The organism is Frankia sp. CcMO1 (assembly GCF_977945845.1).
In genome coordinates this window covers 14,533-30,875 of record NZ_CDWTMG010000035.1, presented here as the reverse complement: position 1 = coordinate 30,875, position 16,343 = coordinate 14,533, and the positions used below count along the sequence as shown (strand labels likewise).

16 protein-coding genes and 1 pseudogene are annotated in these 16,343 nt (G+C 69.7%); 10 read left to right on the top strand and 7 right to left on the bottom strand.

Going from position 1 to position 16,343, the window contains the following annotated elements:
- Nucleotides 1-420: 420 nt before the first annotated feature.
- The 7 genes and pseudogenes from AC08OU_RS07385 (at nt 421) to AC08OU_RS07355 (ending at nt 5,182) form a co-directional block, all read left to right on the top strand.
- Nucleotides 421-729 carry a hypothetical protein gene (locus AC08OU_RS07385; protein ID WP_476595923.1) on the top strand — a complete coding sequence of 103 codons (309 nt, stop codon included), beginning with the start codon at nt 421-423 and terminating at the stop codon, nt 727-729.
- On the top strand, nt 722-1,015 hold the full coding sequence (locus AC08OU_RS07380; RefSeq protein ID WP_476593287.1) for a ribbon-helix-helix protein, CopG family: 294 nt from the start codon (nt 722-724) through the stop codon (nt 1,013-1,015). Before AC08OU_RS07385 ends, AC08OU_RS07380 begins: the two co-directional genes overlap by 8 nt.
- A gap of 155 nt (nt 1,016-1,170) precedes the next feature.
- A complete protein-coding gene (locus AC08OU_RS07375) occupies nt 1,171-1,611 on the top strand; it encodes an HhH-GPD-type base excision DNA repair protein (RefSeq protein WP_476601611.1) in 441 nt (146 codons plus the stop codon).
- On the top strand, nt 1,577-2,101 hold the full coding sequence (locus AC08OU_RS07370) for a PadR family transcriptional regulator (RefSeq protein WP_476601610.1): 525 nt from the start codon (nt 1,577-1,579) through the stop codon (nt 2,099-2,101). Before AC08OU_RS07375 ends, AC08OU_RS07370 begins: the two co-directional genes overlap by 35 nt.
- Nucleotides 2,098-2,814: pseudogene (locus tag AC08OU_RS07365) on the top strand (ABC transporter ATP-binding protein). Before AC08OU_RS07370 ends, AC08OU_RS07365 begins: the two are co-directional and overlap by 4 nt.
- Entirely contained in the window at nt 2,811-3,932 is a 1,122-nt protein-coding gene (locus tag AC08OU_RS07360) for an FtsX-like permease family protein (protein ID WP_476601609.1), read from the top strand. The pseudogene AC08OU_RS07365 and the gene AC08OU_RS07360 overlap by 4 nt, the downstream one beginning before the upstream one ends.
- Nucleotides 3,929-5,182, top strand: a complete 1,254-nt coding sequence (locus AC08OU_RS07355) for an FtsX-like permease family protein (RefSeq protein WP_476601608.1) — start codon at nt 3,929-3,931, stop codon at nt 5,180-5,182. Before AC08OU_RS07360 ends, AC08OU_RS07355 begins: the two co-directional genes overlap by 4 nt.
- Here the strand turns inward: AC08OU_RS07355 and AC08OU_RS07350 are convergent.
- The 7 genes from AC08OU_RS07350 to AC08OU_RS07320 all read right to left on the bottom strand — a co-directional run bounded on the left by AC08OU_RS07350 (nt 5,176) and on the right by AC08OU_RS07320 (nt 13,116).
- Nucleotides 5,176-5,991, bottom strand: coding sequence for an ABC transporter ATP-binding protein (locus tag AC08OU_RS07350; RefSeq protein ID WP_476601607.1), 816 nt, complete (start codon nt 5,989-5,991; stop codon nt 5,176-5,178). The genes AC08OU_RS07355 and AC08OU_RS07350 overlap by 7 nt on opposite strands.
- A complete protein-coding gene (locus AC08OU_RS07345; protein ID WP_476601606.1) occupies nt 5,964-6,806 on the bottom strand; it encodes an ABC transporter permease in 843 nt (280 codons plus the stop codon). Before AC08OU_RS07345 ends, AC08OU_RS07350 begins: the two co-directional genes overlap by 28 nt.
- Nucleotides 6,807-6,848: 42 nt before the next feature.
- The gene (locus tag AC08OU_RS07340) at nt 6,849-7,889 is read right to left on the bottom strand and encodes an ABC transporter substrate-binding protein (protein WP_476601605.1); all 1,041 of its coding nucleotides are present in this window, start codon (nt 7,887-7,889) and stop codon (nt 6,849-6,851) included.
- A 206-nt stretch (nt 7,890-8,095) separates the two neighbouring features.
- A complete protein-coding gene (locus AC08OU_RS07335; RefSeq protein WP_476604547.1) occupies nt 8,096-9,022 on the bottom strand; it encodes a TauD/TfdA dioxygenase family protein in 927 nt (308 codons plus the stop codon).
- A 301-nt stretch (nt 9,023-9,323) separates the two neighbouring features.
- Nucleotides 9,324-10,730, bottom strand: coding sequence for an ROK family transcriptional regulator (locus AC08OU_RS07330; protein ID WP_476599262.1), 1,407 nt, complete (start codon nt 10,728-10,730; stop codon nt 9,324-9,326).
- Between the two features lie 546 nt (nt 10,731-11,276).
- Entirely contained in the window at nt 11,277-12,545 is a 1,269-nt protein-coding gene (locus AC08OU_RS07325; protein ID WP_476599236.1) for a M56 family metallopeptidase, read from the bottom strand.
- Nucleotides 12,546-12,558: 13 nt separating this feature from the next.
- Nucleotides 12,559-13,116, bottom strand: coding sequence for a BlaI/MecI/CopY family transcriptional regulator (locus tag AC08OU_RS07320; RefSeq protein WP_476599238.1), 558 nt, complete (start codon nt 13,114-13,116; stop codon nt 12,559-12,561).
- A gap of 587 nt (nt 13,117-13,703) precedes the next feature.
- Here AC08OU_RS07320 and AC08OU_RS07315 point away from each other — a divergent pair.
- The 3 genes from AC08OU_RS07315 to AC08OU_RS07305 are packed head-to-tail and all read left to right on the top strand — an operon-like array spanning nt 13,704 to nt 16,324.
- Nucleotides 13,704-14,879, top strand: a complete 1,176-nt coding sequence (locus AC08OU_RS07315; protein WP_476599240.1) for a cytochrome ubiquinol oxidase subunit I — start codon at nt 13,704-13,706, stop codon at nt 14,877-14,879.
- A 15-nt stretch (nt 14,880-14,894) separates the two neighbouring features.
- Complete coding sequence (locus tag AC08OU_RS07310) at nt 14,895-15,332, top strand: hypothetical protein (protein WP_476599242.1); 438 nt, start codon at nt 14,895-14,897, stop codon at nt 15,330-15,332.
- Entirely contained in the window at nt 15,332-16,324 is a 993-nt protein-coding gene (locus AC08OU_RS07305) for a cytochrome d ubiquinol oxidase subunit II (protein WP_476599244.1), read from the top strand. Before AC08OU_RS07310 ends, AC08OU_RS07305 begins: the two co-directional genes overlap by 1 nt.
- Nucleotides 16,325-16,343 lie beyond the last annotated feature (19 nt).

The window sequence follows — 16,343 nt, the reverse complement described above, 5'->3', positions numbered from 1 at the left end:
AGTATGACGAAGGTCGTGTTATCGCCAGGCATGAAATCCCCGTCCTGCCAGGCGATACCATTGAGAGCCTTTCTGAACGAGTCCTCAAGGCTGAGGAGTCGAAATGAAATAACTTGCGCGTTTCGAACCCTCCACAGGCCTGTGACCTGCGATGATGCTCTCGATCACGTATTTGTTACTTCATTACGTCCCCTGAGCACCTTCTACTGCCCATGGTGGTGCAGAATCTTGCTCTCCGGGCAGTCCGTCGATAGCTGCGGATGGAGCAAGGCGAGCATCGTTCATCCCTATCGCGGCTGGCAAGGTCAAACCGAATCCCCAGGGCGACCGATGTACCCGTCGGCTCAGGCAGTTGCCGGGCCAGTGATCATCTGGGTGTCGCCCGGCGCGTAGGTAAGTAGCTGTGTGACACTGTAAGTTGTGGTGGACGGCCTGTGGTGGGACCGGGACGACGCGGAGTACATCCGGCACCGTTCCGATCGCTACCTTGGCGCGACGGACATCGAGCCCGAGTGGACCTTGGAGGCGGCCAGGGACCCGAGACGGATCCTTCGCGACCCCGACCCGAAGAGCAGGATAGGCGCGGCTCGCCTGATCGGTTACTCGCGTAACGCCGGGTTCGTGCTGACTGTGATCATCGATCCGACTGATCAAGCCGGGATCACCGCCTGGAAGACCCGGGGGAGCGACTTTCGCGATTACCTGGAGGGAGTAGGCGACAATGACTGATCCGTCCAGACGTGCCCGGCGGGAGGCGATCCGAGCCGAGTACGCGGCTGAGGAGGCCGAAGCCGCCGAGGCGGAGGCGGTGGAGTCCGAACAGGCCGTCGTCTCGGTACGGGTGCCCACATCGTTGGCGGACGCTCTCAAGGCTCGCGCGGCCGCCGAGCACATTCCAACCTCGGCCCTGGTCCGGCGCATCCTCACGCGGGCGATGGAGAGTCCTGAGACGTCCGTGGTGACCGTGGACCAGGTCGAAGAGATCGTGCGCAGGGTCCTTCGCGAGTCTGCTTGATCACCTTATCCATCACTCCATCTTTCCGGGACTGGCTGGGACCAGCAGATCCCGTTGGAGCGGGCGTTCGTGGCGCCATATGAGCTGACGCTGCGACTCGGCCGGCCGCTGGACGCGGAGGAGCTGGCGAACTACGACGCGGATGCGTTGGGGCGGTGTTCTCGCGGCAGCCGGCGCTGCACGGGTTTCCGGGGTCGATGGCCAAGCGAGTGCAGGCGCTGTGCCGGCTGATCGTCGACGAGTACGACGGGGATGCCGCGCGGCTGTGGACCACTGCCACCGATGGCAAGGTGCTGCTCAAGCGGGTCGCGGCGCTTCCGGGCTTCGGCCAACAGAAGGCGAAGATCTTCGTAGCGATGCTGGGCAAGCAGCTCGGCGTCACGCCGCCCGGCTGGCGCGAGGCGTCGGAGCCCTTCGGGGAAGAGGACAGCTTCCGCTCAGTCGCGGACATCACCGGCCCGGCAACGCGGGACAAGGCGCGTGACTACGAGCAGATGAAGGTCGCCGCGAAGACCGGAGCCGCCTACCGTCGAGTATACACTCGATGTAGACTCTGGCGGTATGAGCGTTCCACTGGCCCTTCTGGGGCTACTTGAGCGAGAGCCGAGCCACGGGTACGACCTGAAGCGCGACTATGACACCTTCTTCGGCCGGGGTAAGCCGCTACCGTTCGGCCAGGTCTACGCGACGCTCGCGCGGCTGGCTCGGGACGGGAAGGCGATCGCGGCCGAGGCTGAGCCGGGCGCCGGGCCTGACCGCAAGCGCTACGTCATCACCGAACAGGGCGTCAGCGATGTCGAGACGTGGCTCGCGACGCCGGTGGCGGCCGAGCCGCACCTGCAGACGGTGCTGTTCGTCAAGGTGGTGCTGGCCCTGATGTCGGGACGCTCGGCCGAGCGGTACCTCGACGCCCAGCGGGCCGCGCACATGCGGCGGATGCGGGAACTGACCGAGCTCAAGCGCACCGGGAGCCTGGTCGACGCGCTGCTCGCCGATCATGGCCTGTTCCACCTGGAGGCCGATCTTCGTTGGATCGAGCTGACCTCGGCCCGGCTGGACGCGCTGGCACGGGTGGTCAGGCCGTGAGCGCGCCCCCGGCCTCCGCCGCGGCGGGCCGATCCGGGCGCCTGCTGGCGGCGCGTGAGATCCGGCTGGCGTTCGGTCAGACGCCCGCGTTGCGCGCGGCGAGCATGTCGGTCGCCACCGGGGAGATCCTGGCTGTGATGGGGCCGAGTGGCTCCGGTAAGTCGACCTTGCTGCACTGCCTGGCCGGAATCCTCACCCCGGACGCCGGGGAGATCCACTTCGCCGGCCGGCGGATCGACACCCTGCGCGAGAACGAGCGCGCCGCGCTGCGGCGCGACCGGTTCGGTTTCGTCTTCCAGTTCGGGCAGCTCGTCCCGGAACTCACCGCCGAGGAGAACGTCGCGCTGCCGCTGCTGCTGGCCGGCGCGCGCCGCGCCGACGCCATGGGCCAGGCCCGCGGCTGGCTGGAGTGACTTGACCTGGACGGGCTCGGGCGCCGTCGCTCCGGGGAATTGTCCGGCGGGCAGGCCCAGCGCGTCGCGTTGGCCCGCGGCCTAGTCGCCGACCCGGAGGTGCTGTTCGCGGACGAGCCGACCGGGTCGCTGGACTCGTTCACCGGCAAGCGGGTGATGGAACTACTGGTGGCCGCGGCCCGCGATCAGGGCACGACCGTCGTCCTGGTCACCCACGATCCCCGGGTGGCCGCCTATGCCGACCGCGAGATCATCGTCCGCGACGGCAGGGTGACCTCCGGCGAGCTGGTCGTCTCGTGATCCGACTCGGCCTTCGGCTCACCCTGGCCGGCGGACGGGATGCCGTCGCCCGGCTGGCCCTCATCGCGATCGCGGTGGCGATCGGCGTGGGCCTGCTGCTGACCACGCTGGCCGGCCTCAACGCCGTCAGCACCCAGAACTCCCGTTACGCCTGGCTCGAGACCGCCTACCCCGGATCGGCCGCACCGGCCCCGCCGGCCGTCTCAAGCGGGCCGGGCAGTCAGGGCTCGCCGGACCGGCAGGGCGGTCCGGGCGCGTCGACGCGGCCCGCCGCCGCAAACGGCGCGGTCGGGGCCGACCCGCTGTGGTGGCGGTTGCGCGCCGACTACTACCGGGGTCGACAGATCGGGCGGGTCGACGTCGCCGCCACCGGCCCCCACTCCCCGGTCCCGCCCGGCATCGGGGAGCTCCCCGGCCCGGGGGAGTTCTACGCCTCACCCGCTCTTGCGAAACTGCTGCGCGACACCCCCGCGGCACAGCTCGGCGACCGCTACCCCGGCACCCTCGTCGGCACGATCGGCTCGGCGGCCCTGCCGGCGCCGAACTCGCTGATCATCGTCATCGGCCACCGCGTCGAGGACCTCTCCCACCAGGACGGCGTCGACCTGGTCAACCGGATCAGCACGACGACGCCCAGCGATTGCGTCGGCGCCTGCGCGCTCGGTGTCGGCATCAACTCCAACGGCATCACGCTGATCCTGGCGGTCGTGATCGCCGCGTTGCTGTTTCCGGTGTTGATCTTCATTGGCGCCGCGACCCAACTGTCCGCCGCGCGCCGGGAGCAGCGCTTCGCCGCGATGCGCCTGATCGGCGCGACGCCCCGCCAGATTTCGGTGATCTCCGGCGTCGAGTCGAGTGTCGCCGCCGCCGCGGGAGTGGCCGCCGGCTTCGGCCTATTCTACGCACTGCGCCCGGCGCTGGCGCGGATTCCGTTCACCGGCGAGGCGTTCTTCACCGCCGACCTGTCACTGCGCCTGCCCGACGTGCTTCTCGTCGCGCTCGGCATCCCGATCGCGGCCGCTGTCGCGGCCCGTGTCGCGTTGCGTCGGGTGAACATCTCTCCGCTGGGAGTGACCCGACGCGCGACCCCCCCCGCCCGCCCCGCGCGTGGCGCGTGATCCCGCTACTGGCCGGGTTCGCCGAACTCGGCTACTTCGCCTACGTCAACGACATCGGCGCGGACACCAAGACCAGCAGCCACACCCAGGCCGTCGTCTTCCTGGCCGGGATCCTGGTGACCATGGCCGGGCTGATCATCGCCGGACCCTGGCTGACGATGGCCGGCGCCCGGCTGATGGCCCGACGCGCCAGGCGGGCGGCCACCCTCATCGCCGCGCGTCGTCTGGCCGACAACCCTCAGGCGGGCTTTCGCGCGATCGGCGGGCTGGTGCTCGCCCTGTTCGTCAGCACGTGCGCGACCGGGATCATCACCACCATCGTCGCGTACAACGGCGGCACCACCGGTGGGCAGGCCGCGGGCGACGCGACCGTTGTCGCCACGCTGAGGGATGGCCCGGCCGCGATGAACACGACCAGCTCGATCCCCTCCGCCACGACTCGAGCGATGGCCTCGGCCTCAGGCGTCATGGGGATCGCGCTGATCCACGCCGCTCCCGGCTCCGATCCGCGTGAATACCTGCCGCCCGAACTAGTCTCCTGTGCCCAGCTTGCCCGCGTCCCGACGCTCGGTCGCTGCCCGGCCGGCGCCGAGGCCGTGACCATCCGGCTCCGCGTGGGCGGCTCGGTGGTCGACGTGGCTTCGCCAATGGCCGACACCACGTGGCCGGCGGCCGGGACGTCCGTCACCGAGTTGGAGCGGCTTCCCCTCGAGGAGATCGTCGTCGCCACGGACGGGTCGACGGCCGCGGTCGAACGGGTCCGTACCATCCTCGGAATCGCCTACCCGAGAACGTTTCCGCCCGTGACCTTCGCGGAGGCCGACGCCCAGAGCTCGTGGCATCTTGACAGTTACCGGCGGCTGGCGGACGTCGTGATTCTCACCAGCCTGCCCATCGCCGGTTGTGGCTTGGCGGTCAGCGTCGCCAGCGGCCTGGCCGACCGCAAACGCCCGTTCAGCCTCCTGCGCCTTGCCGGCGCGCCACTCGCGGTGCTGAGGCATGTTGTCATCCTGGAAACGGTCGCCCCGCTCATGCTCACGGCCGCCGTCTCCGCCGGATCCGGGTTGCTCGCGGCCCAGCTCTTCCTGCGCGCGCAGCTCGACGAGGCCCTCCATCCACCCGGAGCCGGGTACTACCTGCTCGTCATCACCGGACTCGTCGCCTCCCTCGCCGTCATCGCGTCGACCATGCCGTTGCTGGCGCAGACCACCGGACCCGAGATCGCCCGCTCGACGGCGGCGGGTCAGTGATCGCCTTCGGCGAGTTCGTCGACACCGAGCTCGGCCAGCAGCGTGGAACGCAGCCGGTCGAAGGCGGGGTCGGCCCGTCGCCGAGGGGGCGCCACATCGACCGGAACGTCGAGGGAGAGCCGTCCCTCGGTGAGGACGAGCACCCGGTCCGCGAGCAGGATCGCCTCGTCAACGTCGTGCGTGACGAACAGCACCGCCGGCCGGTGACGACGGCACAGCTGCTGGAGCAGGGCGTGCATCCTGATCCGGGTCGGGGCGTCGAGGGCCCCGAACGGTTCGTCGAGCATGACGAGGTCCGGCTCCCGGACCAGCGCCCGGGCGAGTGCGACCCGCTGTGCCTCACCGCCGGACAGGGTCACCGGCCAGGACCGTTCCCGCCCGGCCAGCCCGACCTCCGCGAGCGCCGCCCGTCCGCGTTCGGCAACGTCACGGCCGGACAGACCGATCGTCACGTTGGCCAGGGTCCGTGTCCAGGGAAGCAGCCGGGCCTCCTGGAAGACGACCGAACGCTGCCGGGTGGCCAGAACCTCGCCGGAGATGTCGCCGTCGAAGCCGCCGAGGATGCGGATCAGCGTGCTCTTCCCTGACCCGCTGCGGCCCAGCAGAGCGACGAACTCCCCGGAGGCGACCGTGAGGTCGAGGCCGTCGAGGACCGTGTGATCCCCGAAGGTGCGACGCAGGCCGCGGATCCGGATGGCGGCGCCGTCGGCACCGCGGGTTTCGCCGGTTTCGGTGGTGCGCTGAGCGATGGTGGTGTACTGAGCGTCGTCGGTGTCGGTGCTCAGGTTCCGTCGAAGCCGCCGCGCCATGACAGCAGCGTCCTTTCCAGGATACGGACCATTCCGTCGCTGACGAGTCCCAGGATTCCGTAGATGACCAGGCAGAGGACCATGATGTCGGTCCGGTTCCAGGACTGCGCGCTGTTGAGCAGGTAGCCGATGCCCTTGTCGGTGTTGACCTGCTCGGCGAAGACCAGCAGCAGCCAGGCGACTCCCAGGGCCCAGCGCAGACCGACGAGGAAGCCCGGGAGCGCGCCGGGAACGATGACCCGCCGGATGAGCCCGAACCGGCCGAGGCCGAAGGTCTGACCGGCCTCCACCAGTTTGATGTCGACCCCGCGGATGGCGGAGTAGGTGTTCATGTAGATGGGGAAGGAGACCCCCACGGTGATCAGGAAGATTTTTGCTTCCTCGCCGATGCCGATCCATACGATGATGAGCGGCAGCAACGCGATGACGGGGATCGTCCGTAGGAAGTTCATCGCGGAGTCGACGACGTCCTGGCCGGCGCGGAAGAAACCGGCGATCACCGCGAGAGTCAGCCCGATGGTGACTCCGAGGATCAGGCCGACCCCGCCCCGGTAGAGCGAGATGCCGAGGCTGTCCAGCAGCTCGCCGCTGTTCCACAGCTCCCGTCCCGCGCCGAACACCGCGGCCGGGGAGGCCAACGACCGGTCGCTGACGAGGCCGAGTCCCGTGACCGTCCACCAGGCGGCGAACAACAGCGCGGGACCGGTGAACCGGCGGACCTCCGGCGGAATCCACCGGCGCCCGCCGGTGCCGCGCGGCCCGGCCTCGGTCCGGCCGCCGGCGATGACGCCGCCGGGTGAGATGAGTTCGGTCACGTTGATCCCCCCCTCGGATGGAATGTCCTGGTGTTCTGAGGTTCAGGTGGCCAGCGAGGCCTTGGTGAACGCGGCGGTCAGCTCGGCATTGAAACCCTTGTCGATCTCGTCGTCGACGTTCAGGGTCTTCGGCTGCTGATCGACGTCGATCAGCAGCCGGGCCTGCACGCGTTGGCTTTCGATGAAGCTTTCGGAGACCGGCTTGTAGAGTGCCTGCGGTAGCGAGTCGAAGTACTTCCTCGCCGCCTGCGGGTTCTGCTTGAGCTGGCCCACGTAGTACTTCTGGATCCACTCGTCCTCATGGGCCTTCGGCCAGGCGGACGCCCGGGACAGGCGGATCAGGAAGTCCTGCACCGCCGTGCGCTTCGCCGGATCCTTGAGGGCGTTCTTCGACGCCAGCACGACCGAGAAGACCGGGAGCGGCCTGGTCTCGATCTCGTAGGAACCGGGGGCCTGCTGGCCGACCGCGGCGACGTACTGCTTGGCGTACACGATGGCGTCGACCTGACCGGAGGCGAGGGTCGCTCCGAGGCTCGTGATGGGCACGTTCACCGGGGTGATGTCGCTCTGCTTCAGACCGGCGGACGAGAGCTGGTTGAGCAGGTAACCGTGCAGAGAGGTACCGAGGGTGAGGGCGATGCGCCTGCCCTTGAGGTCGGCTGGCTTGTGGATCCCGGAGCCGGCCTTGACGATGATCGTCTGGGTGTTCACCGGGTTCTCCGCGACGGCGACCGCCGTCACGCCGGCGTGCGCCCCGTTCGCGAACAGCACCGGCGTGTCGCCCATGAAGCCCACGTCGAGCTTGCCCGCGCTGAACGCGGCGTTCATGTGCGGACCGTCGGCGAAGGTGTTCCAGCTCAACCCGTAGGAAGTGCCCCGCGCCTCGCCGGAGAGCGTGAGCGGCAGTTCCAGATACTTGCCCTGGTCGCCGATCCGCAGCGTCACCTGGCCACCCGTGGCGGCCGAACCCGCGCTGCCGCTGCCGTCCTCGCTCCCGCAGGCGGCCAGGGTCACCGTGACGGCCGCGGCGAGTCCGGCGGACAGGAGGGAAAGACGCCGCCTGCGCGGTCGTCGATGCTGCATCGGAAATCTCCCTATCGGGTCGTTCGGTCGTGATCCGGCGGACAAACGGTGGCCGTTCGGGGTGGATCGTTGGTCGGGGCGGCTTGTCGTTCGAGGTGGATTGTCTGGCGGTGTGCTGACAGCCGCGCGGGACTTGGCCCTCGCGGCTGTCAGCGGATCGCCGGCTCCGGTGCCCGCGGAGACCGCGGAGACCGGCGGACAGCGGATCAGGAGCCGAGGAACGGTTCCCCGGCGACCAGCTCGGATTCCTTGCCGTCGACGCCGACCGGAACATCGCCCTCGATGGTCACCCGGTACAGCACCCGGTCGAAGTCGAGGTGACCCAGGTCCGACGGGCCGAGGTGGGAGGTCGCGCGGTTGTCCCAGAAGGCGATGTCACCGGGGTTCCACTTGAACCGCACCGTGAACTCGGGCCGGGAGATCTGCTCGTAGAACAGGTCGAGGATCCGGTGGCTCTGCTTCGGCGAGAAACCAATGATCTCGCTGTCCTTGGAGGTGAAGCTCGGGCTGACGAACAGCGCCCGCTCGCCGGTCTCCGGGTGGACGCGCACCACCGGGTGGATCGCGACCAGCGGGTTTGCGGCGACCTTCCGCCCGTACTCGCTCTCGCTGGGGAAGTTTCCGAAGCTGTGCCGGGCGCGCAGGCCATCGGCCAGGTCCCGAAGCTGCTCGGGCAGCTCCTGGTAGGCGGCGACCAGGTTGGTCCACGCGGTGTCACCGCCGTATGGCGGGACGATGTCGGCCCGCAGGATCGACCCGGCGGGCGGGTTCACCAGCGCGGTGACGTCGGTGTGCCAGCCATTGTCGTAGGTGACCTTCTTCTTCGTTCCGAAGAACCTGGCGTACCGTCGGCTGTCGATCGGCAGGATCTCCGGGAAGCTCGCCGGAGGCGCGTCCTCGTGCGGGTGAGCCGGGGTCAGCTTGCCGAAGCGCCGGCCGAAGGCGACCTGCTGGGCGTGGTCGATGTTCTGGCCGCGGAAGAAGACGACCTTCCACTGGTGCAGCGTGGAGCGGATTTCGGCGATGGTCGCGTCGTCCAGGTCCTCGCGCAGGTCCACTCCGTGAATCTCGGCCCCGATATAGCCGGAAAGCGGGCGGACGTCAAGTCCCAGAACAGGGGTCGTGGTTGTCATCCTGTTTTCCTCCATGGGTTGGGAAAAGATGTGGAGACGGCGGGGATGGCGGCCGGAATTCCGGGTGACGGACCGGTGGGAGGCGTTCTCGGGGCGTGCCGGGAACGTCTGCGCTGTCGCGATCGGCGCTATCGCGATCGGCGCTATCGCGATCGACTACGGATTCTGTCGCGATGGACAGCGGCACGTGACGCAGGGCGTCAACATCGGCGACAACGCGCGCCGGCCGCGGGAAATCTTCCCGTACCGCCGTTCCCGGAGTCGCTCACCGGTCAATCTTCGGTCTCGCCCTTCCGGGCCGTCAACGTTTTGTGTTCTGATGGAATGAATACCTCCGGCGGGCGGCTGCGGCGACTGTCGGTGTCGGTGAGGCCGTCGGTGATGGTGTCCGCGATGGCATCGGGGTGGGCAGCGGGACGGGCAGACTGTGTGGGCGGCGGTGGACCGCGTCGAGGACGGTCGCTCCCGTGGCGACGGCCAGCACGTTCATGCCGAAGCTGCTCGGCAGCACCATCCGCTCGGGATCGGTGTACACGCGTGAGTGCGCGGCGATCTCCTCGTGCAGGTCGACCAACAGATCCGGCAGGGAGAGCGTGGCGGCCTCGGTGAGAACGACGATTTCCGGGTCCATCATGTCCACGAGCAGGCTGATCATTCGACCCGCCAGCCGGAGCCTGGCGCGCAACAGCGACAGCGCGCGCGGGTCGCCGGCGAGCCCGGCGTGCAGCAGCACCTGCAGGTCCGGACGAGAGATGATCCCGTCCTGGGCCGCCCGCAGCAGCATGGTCCGTTCCGACAGCGCCGCCTGCGCGCAGCCCGACCGGCCGCAGCGGCACGGGGCGTCGCTGTCGGCGAGCCGCAGGTGAGCGATGCCGCCCGCGGCGGAGTGCGGTCCGATGTGCACCGATCCGTCGGTGGCGAACGCGGCGTCGACCACGTTGCCGACGAACAGTTGCAGCAGGCTGCGCCGGGCGCGCGGGTCACCGAAGAGGATCTCCGCCTGGGCCAGGGCGCGGGCGTGCCCGTCGACGTGCACCGGCATGCCCGTGGCCGCCGCCAGCACCTCCCGGACCGGCACGTCATGCCAGTCCAGGGGCTCGTGTTCGATCACCACGCCGAGGTCGGGGTCGACCCGGCCGCCGGTGACGACGCCGAGGCCGAGGACACGGTTGCCCCGGGCACGCCGGGCGAGGAAGCCGGGCAGATGTTGGGCGATCATCCGAAGGACGTCCGCCGGGCCACCCTCCCGCGGCAACTGCTCCCGCGCCACCACCTGTCCACGCAGGTCGACAAGGCTGAAGGTGACGAACGGGACGGCGATGTGCACCCCGCAGGCCAGATGAAGGTCGGTGTCCACGTCCAGGGGCACGTGCGGCCGCCCGGCCCGGGGAGCCAGCGAGGAGGCGGGAAGCTCCCGGAGCAGACCCAGGGAGATCAGCCCGGCCGTCTGCCGGGAGACCGCCGCCGGGCTGAGCCCTGTTGCCCTCCCGATGGCGGTGCGGGCAACCGGACCGTGGTCGAGGACCGCCCGCAGGATCGCCGCCGCGGAGCCCGCGGAGCCACCCGGGGCACCGTAATCACTGGGGGCGCCGGAGCCGCCTGGGCTGCCCGTGCCGCCGGCAGTGGTTCTCCCGGCTCCGAGCCTGGAGACGGCCCCCGCCGCGGCCCGCGGCCTTCCCTGAGCCGGCAGCGTTTCCCGCGCCGACATCTTGTCGCGTACTGGCGCCTTGTCGCGTATGGGCACGGAGAACCTCCTCGTGATGCGACCGCGCGGCCGACGGGGCGGGCCTCTCGTCGCCGCGCACGCGCAAGGCGTGCAAACACAGGCAGGTGGAACGCACGGAGAAGTCAGGACCGGGGGCACGGCTGACCACAAGGACGGTGGACCGGAGGGAGGGGCCCACTCTTCGCTGACATCAGGTCGGCTGCCGTTGGCTGGCTCGGGCACGAGACGGCAGGTGCCGTCACCGGGCGCCGGGGGCTTACGGTGACGGATGCCAGCCAGCGGAACGGAGTCTGATGATCAGCGGGATCGATGGTGAGGGCGACAGAGCGCGCTCGCGACGCGATGAAAGTCAATGTGTGCACGGCAGACCAGAAGCGGGCGCCGGCTCATGACGCTGATAGTAGCTACCATTCCGCAGCTTGTCAATAAAAAAAGTAGAGATTATCGCCTTCCGTTGTCGAGCTATGGCGCAACGTTGCTGATCGGTGTCTTGTCGCCGGGGGCCGGACGCCCCGTACCGGGGTCTTGTCAGCCGACCAGGAGAATGAGCGGGGGCGCGGCGAGCACGATGATCGCCCCGAAGTAGGCGCACGGCGGCATCCACCACGGCACTTCTGGCGGGTCGAGGAGCCGGGCGATCCGCGAGATGACCGGATTGGCCGTGCCGCGCCGGGGGCCGCCGCCGACCGGTCGTGTCCGGCCGGGCGCCGCATCGCCGAGGTGGGGCCCGCCGGGGTCTGGCCCGTCGGGATGGGGCCCGCCGGGATCTGGCCGGTCGGCGTCTGGGCTGCCTGGGCTGGGTGGGCTGGAATCGCGGACGTCGACCGCCGTGGGATCGTGGGAGCCGAGCGCGGGCAGCACGGCGGCCGGAGAACCGATGATCCCCAGCGCCCCGGCGGGGACCGGTGCCCTTGCCCCGCCCAGCCGGGCCAGGGCCCGCGCGAGCGATCGGTGGCTTGTCTGCCGGGCCGCCGCGTCGTCGGCGAGCATCTCGACGAGGAGCGAGACGGCCGCGGTCGCCTCCCTGGCCGGGCCCAGGAACGGGAAGGTCCGCTCCCATGCGACGAACGGCTGGATGACGAGGTCGTGACGACCGGCGACGTGGGCCGCCTCGTGGGCGAGCACGGCGTCCAGTTCGGTGGCGTCGAGGGTGTTCAGCAGCCCGCGGGAAACCACGACCCGGGCGTGCCGCACCCCCGGCACGCAGTAGGCGACCGCGACGGGATGATCGAGGATACGCAGCAGGATGCCGGACCGGTCCCGGCGTTCGCACAGGCAGCAGCCGGTTGCGCCCCCGCCGCCGACGGCTGTGCCGGGGCCTGCGGTTGTGCCAGAGTCCGCGGCTGTGCCGGAATGATGGGACGCATGGTCGGGCGGGACGCAGGTCTCGTGCCGGCGATGCCGACGGCCGGCCAGATCGACCAGGTCGCGGTGTCGGTGACGCTCGCGAAGAGTGGCTGCGGTGGAGGTGCCGAGCACCCCGAACAGTCGGGAGGCCAAGGCCGCCGCCACGGCGAGGCCGATGAGGTTGACCAGACCCAGGCCCGTCAGCGGCGCGCTGGCCGCGATGTTGTCGAGATGGTCGGCGATGGCGGTCGGGGTGTCGCTGGACAGCGGTGAGACGGTGAACGCGATCGCCGCGAGCAGCGCCGACACCCCGCCGGCCAGACCGACCGCCTGCCAGAGCACGATCGCCGCCCGTGGGCATCGGTAGGGCCAGCGCGCGGCGGCCAGCAGGCGTGGGACCGGCCAGGCCAACACGCCCGCGAACAGGGCGAGAAGTGCCGCGGTCGTCATGTCCCGGCTAACGCTACCGGTGGTCGGGCGGAATCTGGGCCGTTCGATCCGAGTCGGTGGCTACCGGAACGATCTGCTCCGGGTCGTTGCGGGGCGGGTCGCCGATCGCCGGACCGCGCCGGGCCTCGGCGTGCCGGACCTCCGTGTACGGATCCTCGGCCTGCGGATCCTCGGCGCGCGGGACCTCTCCGTCAGGCACGAAGATGCCGGGTTCCCCGGGACCAGCGGGTTCCAGGGCACGGCGAAGGATCTCGGCCTCCTCCGCGGACACCGACCCCACGAAGCGGACCAGGGCGGAACCACGATCGTCCGCCGTGCCGAGCGCCTCCATCATCGCCTCGGCCACGACGGCCTCGCGACTGTCGCTGGCCGCGTAGCGATGCGCACGCGCCGAACGCTGACGCCGCACGAATCCCTTCCGTTCCAACCGTTCGAGCACGGTCAGCACGGTGGTGTACGCGAGATCGCGTTCATGCTGGAGACGACTGGCGACCTCACGGGCCGTCAGCCAGTCGTCGCTCGCCCACAACACGTCCATGACCGACCGTTCGAGGTCACCCAGGCGCGCCATGGTGCCAATCCTACGTGGCGTAGAACATTCGTGGGACCGAACGGGGTGCTTCGTTGAGGCCTGTTGCGTCACAGCCACGCGGCAACGGTGCCGGCCGTCGGGGAGGAACCGGCCTTCCGGCCCCCGATCTGCCTCCCGGCTCCCACCCGGCGCCCGGCTCTCCGGACCAGTGCGAACCCGCCGGCTGACTGATCCGCCGCCGTTTATGCGGCCCGAATTTCTTTAAAAGGAAACATCTTTATAACTTATAAAACTATATATCCGCCGAACGGGCTATCCGCCGAACGAACCATCCATCGAACGGGCTATCCCCCGAACGAGCCATCCGCCGAACGGGCCATCAATCGAACAGGCTGACGGCTGCAATGGAGGCGTCTTCCGGTCCCGCCCCGTGCCGTCGACCGTGGCGCACGTCTCGACAGCGCCGTCGGTGGTGCCGTCGGTCTTGACCATGTCATCGAGCTCACTGCGCTTTGCTCGTCGCCAGGAGAATTGGCTACATACCGTAGAAACCTCTATGCCTCGTAGAGGATCGGTTGGCTCTCGGCCGATTTTTCCCCTCGCGGTCCACCGAAGGAGCTGTGCGCATGGTTCTCGCCGCTGATGCCGTCGACCTTGCCCGCGCCCAGACAGCGTTCTCCCTCGCGTTTCACATCTGTTTCGCCGTGTTCGGGGTCGGCATGCCGTGGCTGCTGATCTACACCGAGGGGCGTTGGGTGCGGACCGGTGACGAGACCTGGCTGGCGCTCACGAAGAAGTGGTCGCGGGCATTCGCCGTGCTGTTCGCGGTCGGGGCCGTCTCGGGAACGGTGCTGTCGTTCGAGTTCGGCCTGCTCTGGCCCGCGTTTATGTCGAAGTACGGCAGTGCGCTCGGGCTGTCGTTCTCCCTGGAGGGCTTTGCGTTCTTCACCGAGGCGATCTTTGTCGGGATGTACCTGTACGGCTGGAAGCGCCTGTCGCCGCGCGCGCACTGGCTCACGCTGTGGCCGATCGCTATCTCCGGCACCCTGTCGACGTTGTTCATCATCACGGTGAACGCCTGGATGAACGTGCCACGGGGGATCACCGAGGTGAACGGCAAGGTCGTCGCCGCCGAGCCGTTCGCGCCCTTTCTGAGTCCGGGGACTCCGCCCCAGTTGGTCCACATGCTGCTGGCCGCGCTGATGTGCACCGGCGGGGCCGTCGCCAGTATTTACGCGGTCGGCATGCTGCGCGGTCGCCGCGACGCCTACCACCAGCGCGGGCTGCGGATCGGCCTGGCGGTGGTGTTGGTCTGCGCGCCGCTTCAGCTGATCGTGGGGGACTGGGCGGCCCGGGTCGTCGGGGCCAACCAGCCGTTCAAGCTGGCCGCGATGGAAGGGCTCTACCACACCAGGTCGCACGCGCCGCTGACCCTCGGCGGGTTCTACGACGACAAGAGCGGCGAGGTCCGCTACGGGCTGGAGATCCCCGGTCTGCTCTCGCTGATGGAGGGATTCAGCACCGATCACGTGATCACCGGTCTGGACGCCGCCCCGCCGGACGAGCGCCCGAACGGCCTGCTGGTGCACGGGTCGTTCGCGACGATGGTCGGGTTCGGTTCTGCGCTGATCGGACTGTCCGCCCTGACCGGTGCCGCCGTCGTCCGCCGGCGCCGTCGCGGCGAGAAGACGCTGCTGCCCACCGGGCGGCCGTGGCTGTTCGCCGCGGCGGCTACGGGACCGGCGTCCGCGCTGTCGATGATGGCTGGCTGGGAGGTCACCGAGGGTGGTCGTCAACCGTGAATCGTGGGCGGTCATATGCGGGTTCACGACGCGGTGACGGGCGCCGACGGGGTCGCGCCGATGTTTGCCGGCTCCCTGGTCCTGTACCTGGGGCTCGCGGGTGCGCTGATCCTCATCCTGCGCCGGATGGCCACCGGCGGCCCGGCCGTCGCGGAGATCCGGTCCGGGCGGCCCGCCGCGGGCGTCCACCGCACGGCCGTTCACGGCGCGGGGGAGGCGAGCCCGGCCAGGTCCGGGCGGACAACCGATTCCGATTCGCCGTCCATCCCGAAGCCGCGGCCCGAACCTGCGCCGGTTGAACCGGCGGTTGAACTGCCGGTCGAACCGCCGGTGTCCGGCAGGCGGCGCACCGGCGGCGGTCCCGAGGGATCCCGAGGTTCGGCGCACCCGGGTGAGACAACGGGAACGGGATCCGACGGCACCACCGGTTTCGGCGGGCGGGGAGAAGACTGATGACCAGCGCTGACCTTCTTCTGATCATCATGGTGGCAGGGCTCACCGCCTACGCGCTGCTCGGTGGCGCGGACTTCGGTGGCGGGGTGTGGGACCTGCTGGCACGCGGACGGCACGCCGGCGACCAGCGGAAACTGATCTCGGCATCACTCGGCCCGGTGTGGGAGGCCAACCATGTCTGGCTGATCTTCATCGTGGTGGCGATGTTCAGCGGGTTTCCCGAGGCCTACGGGGTGATCGGCTCCTCCCTGGAGGTGCCGCTGTCCGTGGCCCTCGTCGGCATCGTGCTGCGTGGTGCCGCGTACGTGTACCGGTCCTACGGGGCGGGTGGGGCCGGTCCCGACCACTGGTGGGGGCACGTCTTCGCGGTGTCCTCGACGATCGCCCCGTTCGCGCTCGGGGTGGCCGGTGCGGCCCTGGCCAGCGGTGATCTGTCGACCGACGACCCGTTCGCGCCGGTGCGCAGCCCGTTCGGGCTCGTCTGCGGGGCCTTCGCGGTTGCCGCGACGGCCTTCCTCGCCGCCGTCTACCTCTGCCGGGACGCCGCATCCTCCCCGGCCACCGCGCACCTGGTAGCCGACTTCCGCCGGCGGGCCATCGGCGGCGCCGTGCTCTGCGGTGCACTCGCCGCGATCCTGCTGCCCCTCCTGTGGGCGGACGCCCCGGAGGTCGCCGGCCGGTTCAGGGACCGCTCGCTTCCCCTGGTCGCCCTGTCCACCCTCGGCGGGATCGGCGCCCTCGTCGCACTCTGGCGCGAGCAGTTCGGTGCCGCCCGCATCGCGGCCGGTCTCGCCGTCGGCGCGATGCTCTGGGGCTGGGCGGTGGCCCAGTACCCGGACCTGGTGGTCGGGCAGGCCACGGTCGACACGGCCGCGGCGCCGACGGCGAACATCCGGGCCATGCTGTTCGCCATCGTCGGCGGTCTGGTGGTGCTCGTGCCGTCCCTGATGATGCTGTTCCGGCTGTTCTCCCGACCAGAACCGGCGGAGTGATCGGGCCGGCGGAGTGATC

Excerpts from the sequence above, each read along its gene's own strand:
- AC08OU_RS07340 (WP_476601605.1), bottom strand. The coding sequence starts at position 7,889 with ATGCAGCATCGACGACCGCGCAGGCGGCGTCTTTCCCTCCTGTCCGCC.
- AC08OU_RS07305 (WP_476599244.1), top strand. The coding sequence starts at position 15,332 with ATGACCAGCGCTGACCTTCTTCTGATCATCATGGTGGCAGGGCTCACC.
- AC08OU_RS07315 (WP_476599240.1), top strand. The coding sequence starts at position 13,704 with ATGGTTCTCGCCGCTGATGCCGTCGACCTTGCCCGCGCCCAGACAGCG.
- AC08OU_RS07320 (WP_476599238.1), bottom strand. The coding sequence starts at position 13,116 with ATGGCGCGCCTGGGTGACCTCGAACGGTCGGTCATGGACGTGTTGTGG.
- AC08OU_RS07370 (WP_476601610.1), top strand. The coding sequence starts at position 1,577 with ATGAGCGTTCCACTGGCCCTTCTGGGGCTACTTGAGCGAGAGCCGAGC.
- AC08OU_RS07325 (WP_476599236.1), bottom strand. The coding sequence starts at position 12,545 with ATGACGACCGCGGCACTTCTCGCCCTGTTCGCGGGCGTGTTGGCCTGG.
- AC08OU_RS07350 (WP_476601607.1), bottom strand. The coding sequence starts at position 5,991 with ATGGCGCGGCGGCTTCGACGGAACCTGAGCACCGACACCGACGACGCT.
- AC08OU_RS07380 (WP_476593287.1), top strand. The coding sequence starts at position 722 with ATGACTGATCCGTCCAGACGTGCCCGGCGGGAGGCGATCCGAGCCGAG.
- AC08OU_RS07335 (WP_476604547.1), bottom strand. The coding sequence starts at position 9,022 with ATGACAACCACGACCCCTGTTCTGGGACTTGACGTCCGCCCGCTTTCC.
- AC08OU_RS07330 (WP_476599262.1), bottom strand. The coding sequence starts at position 10,730 with ATGTCGGCGCGGGAAACGCTGCCGGCTCAGGGAAGGCCGCGGGCCGCG.
- AC08OU_RS07310 (WP_476599242.1), top strand. The coding sequence starts at position 14,895 with ATGCGGGTTCACGACGCGGTGACGGGCGCCGACGGGGTCGCGCCGATG.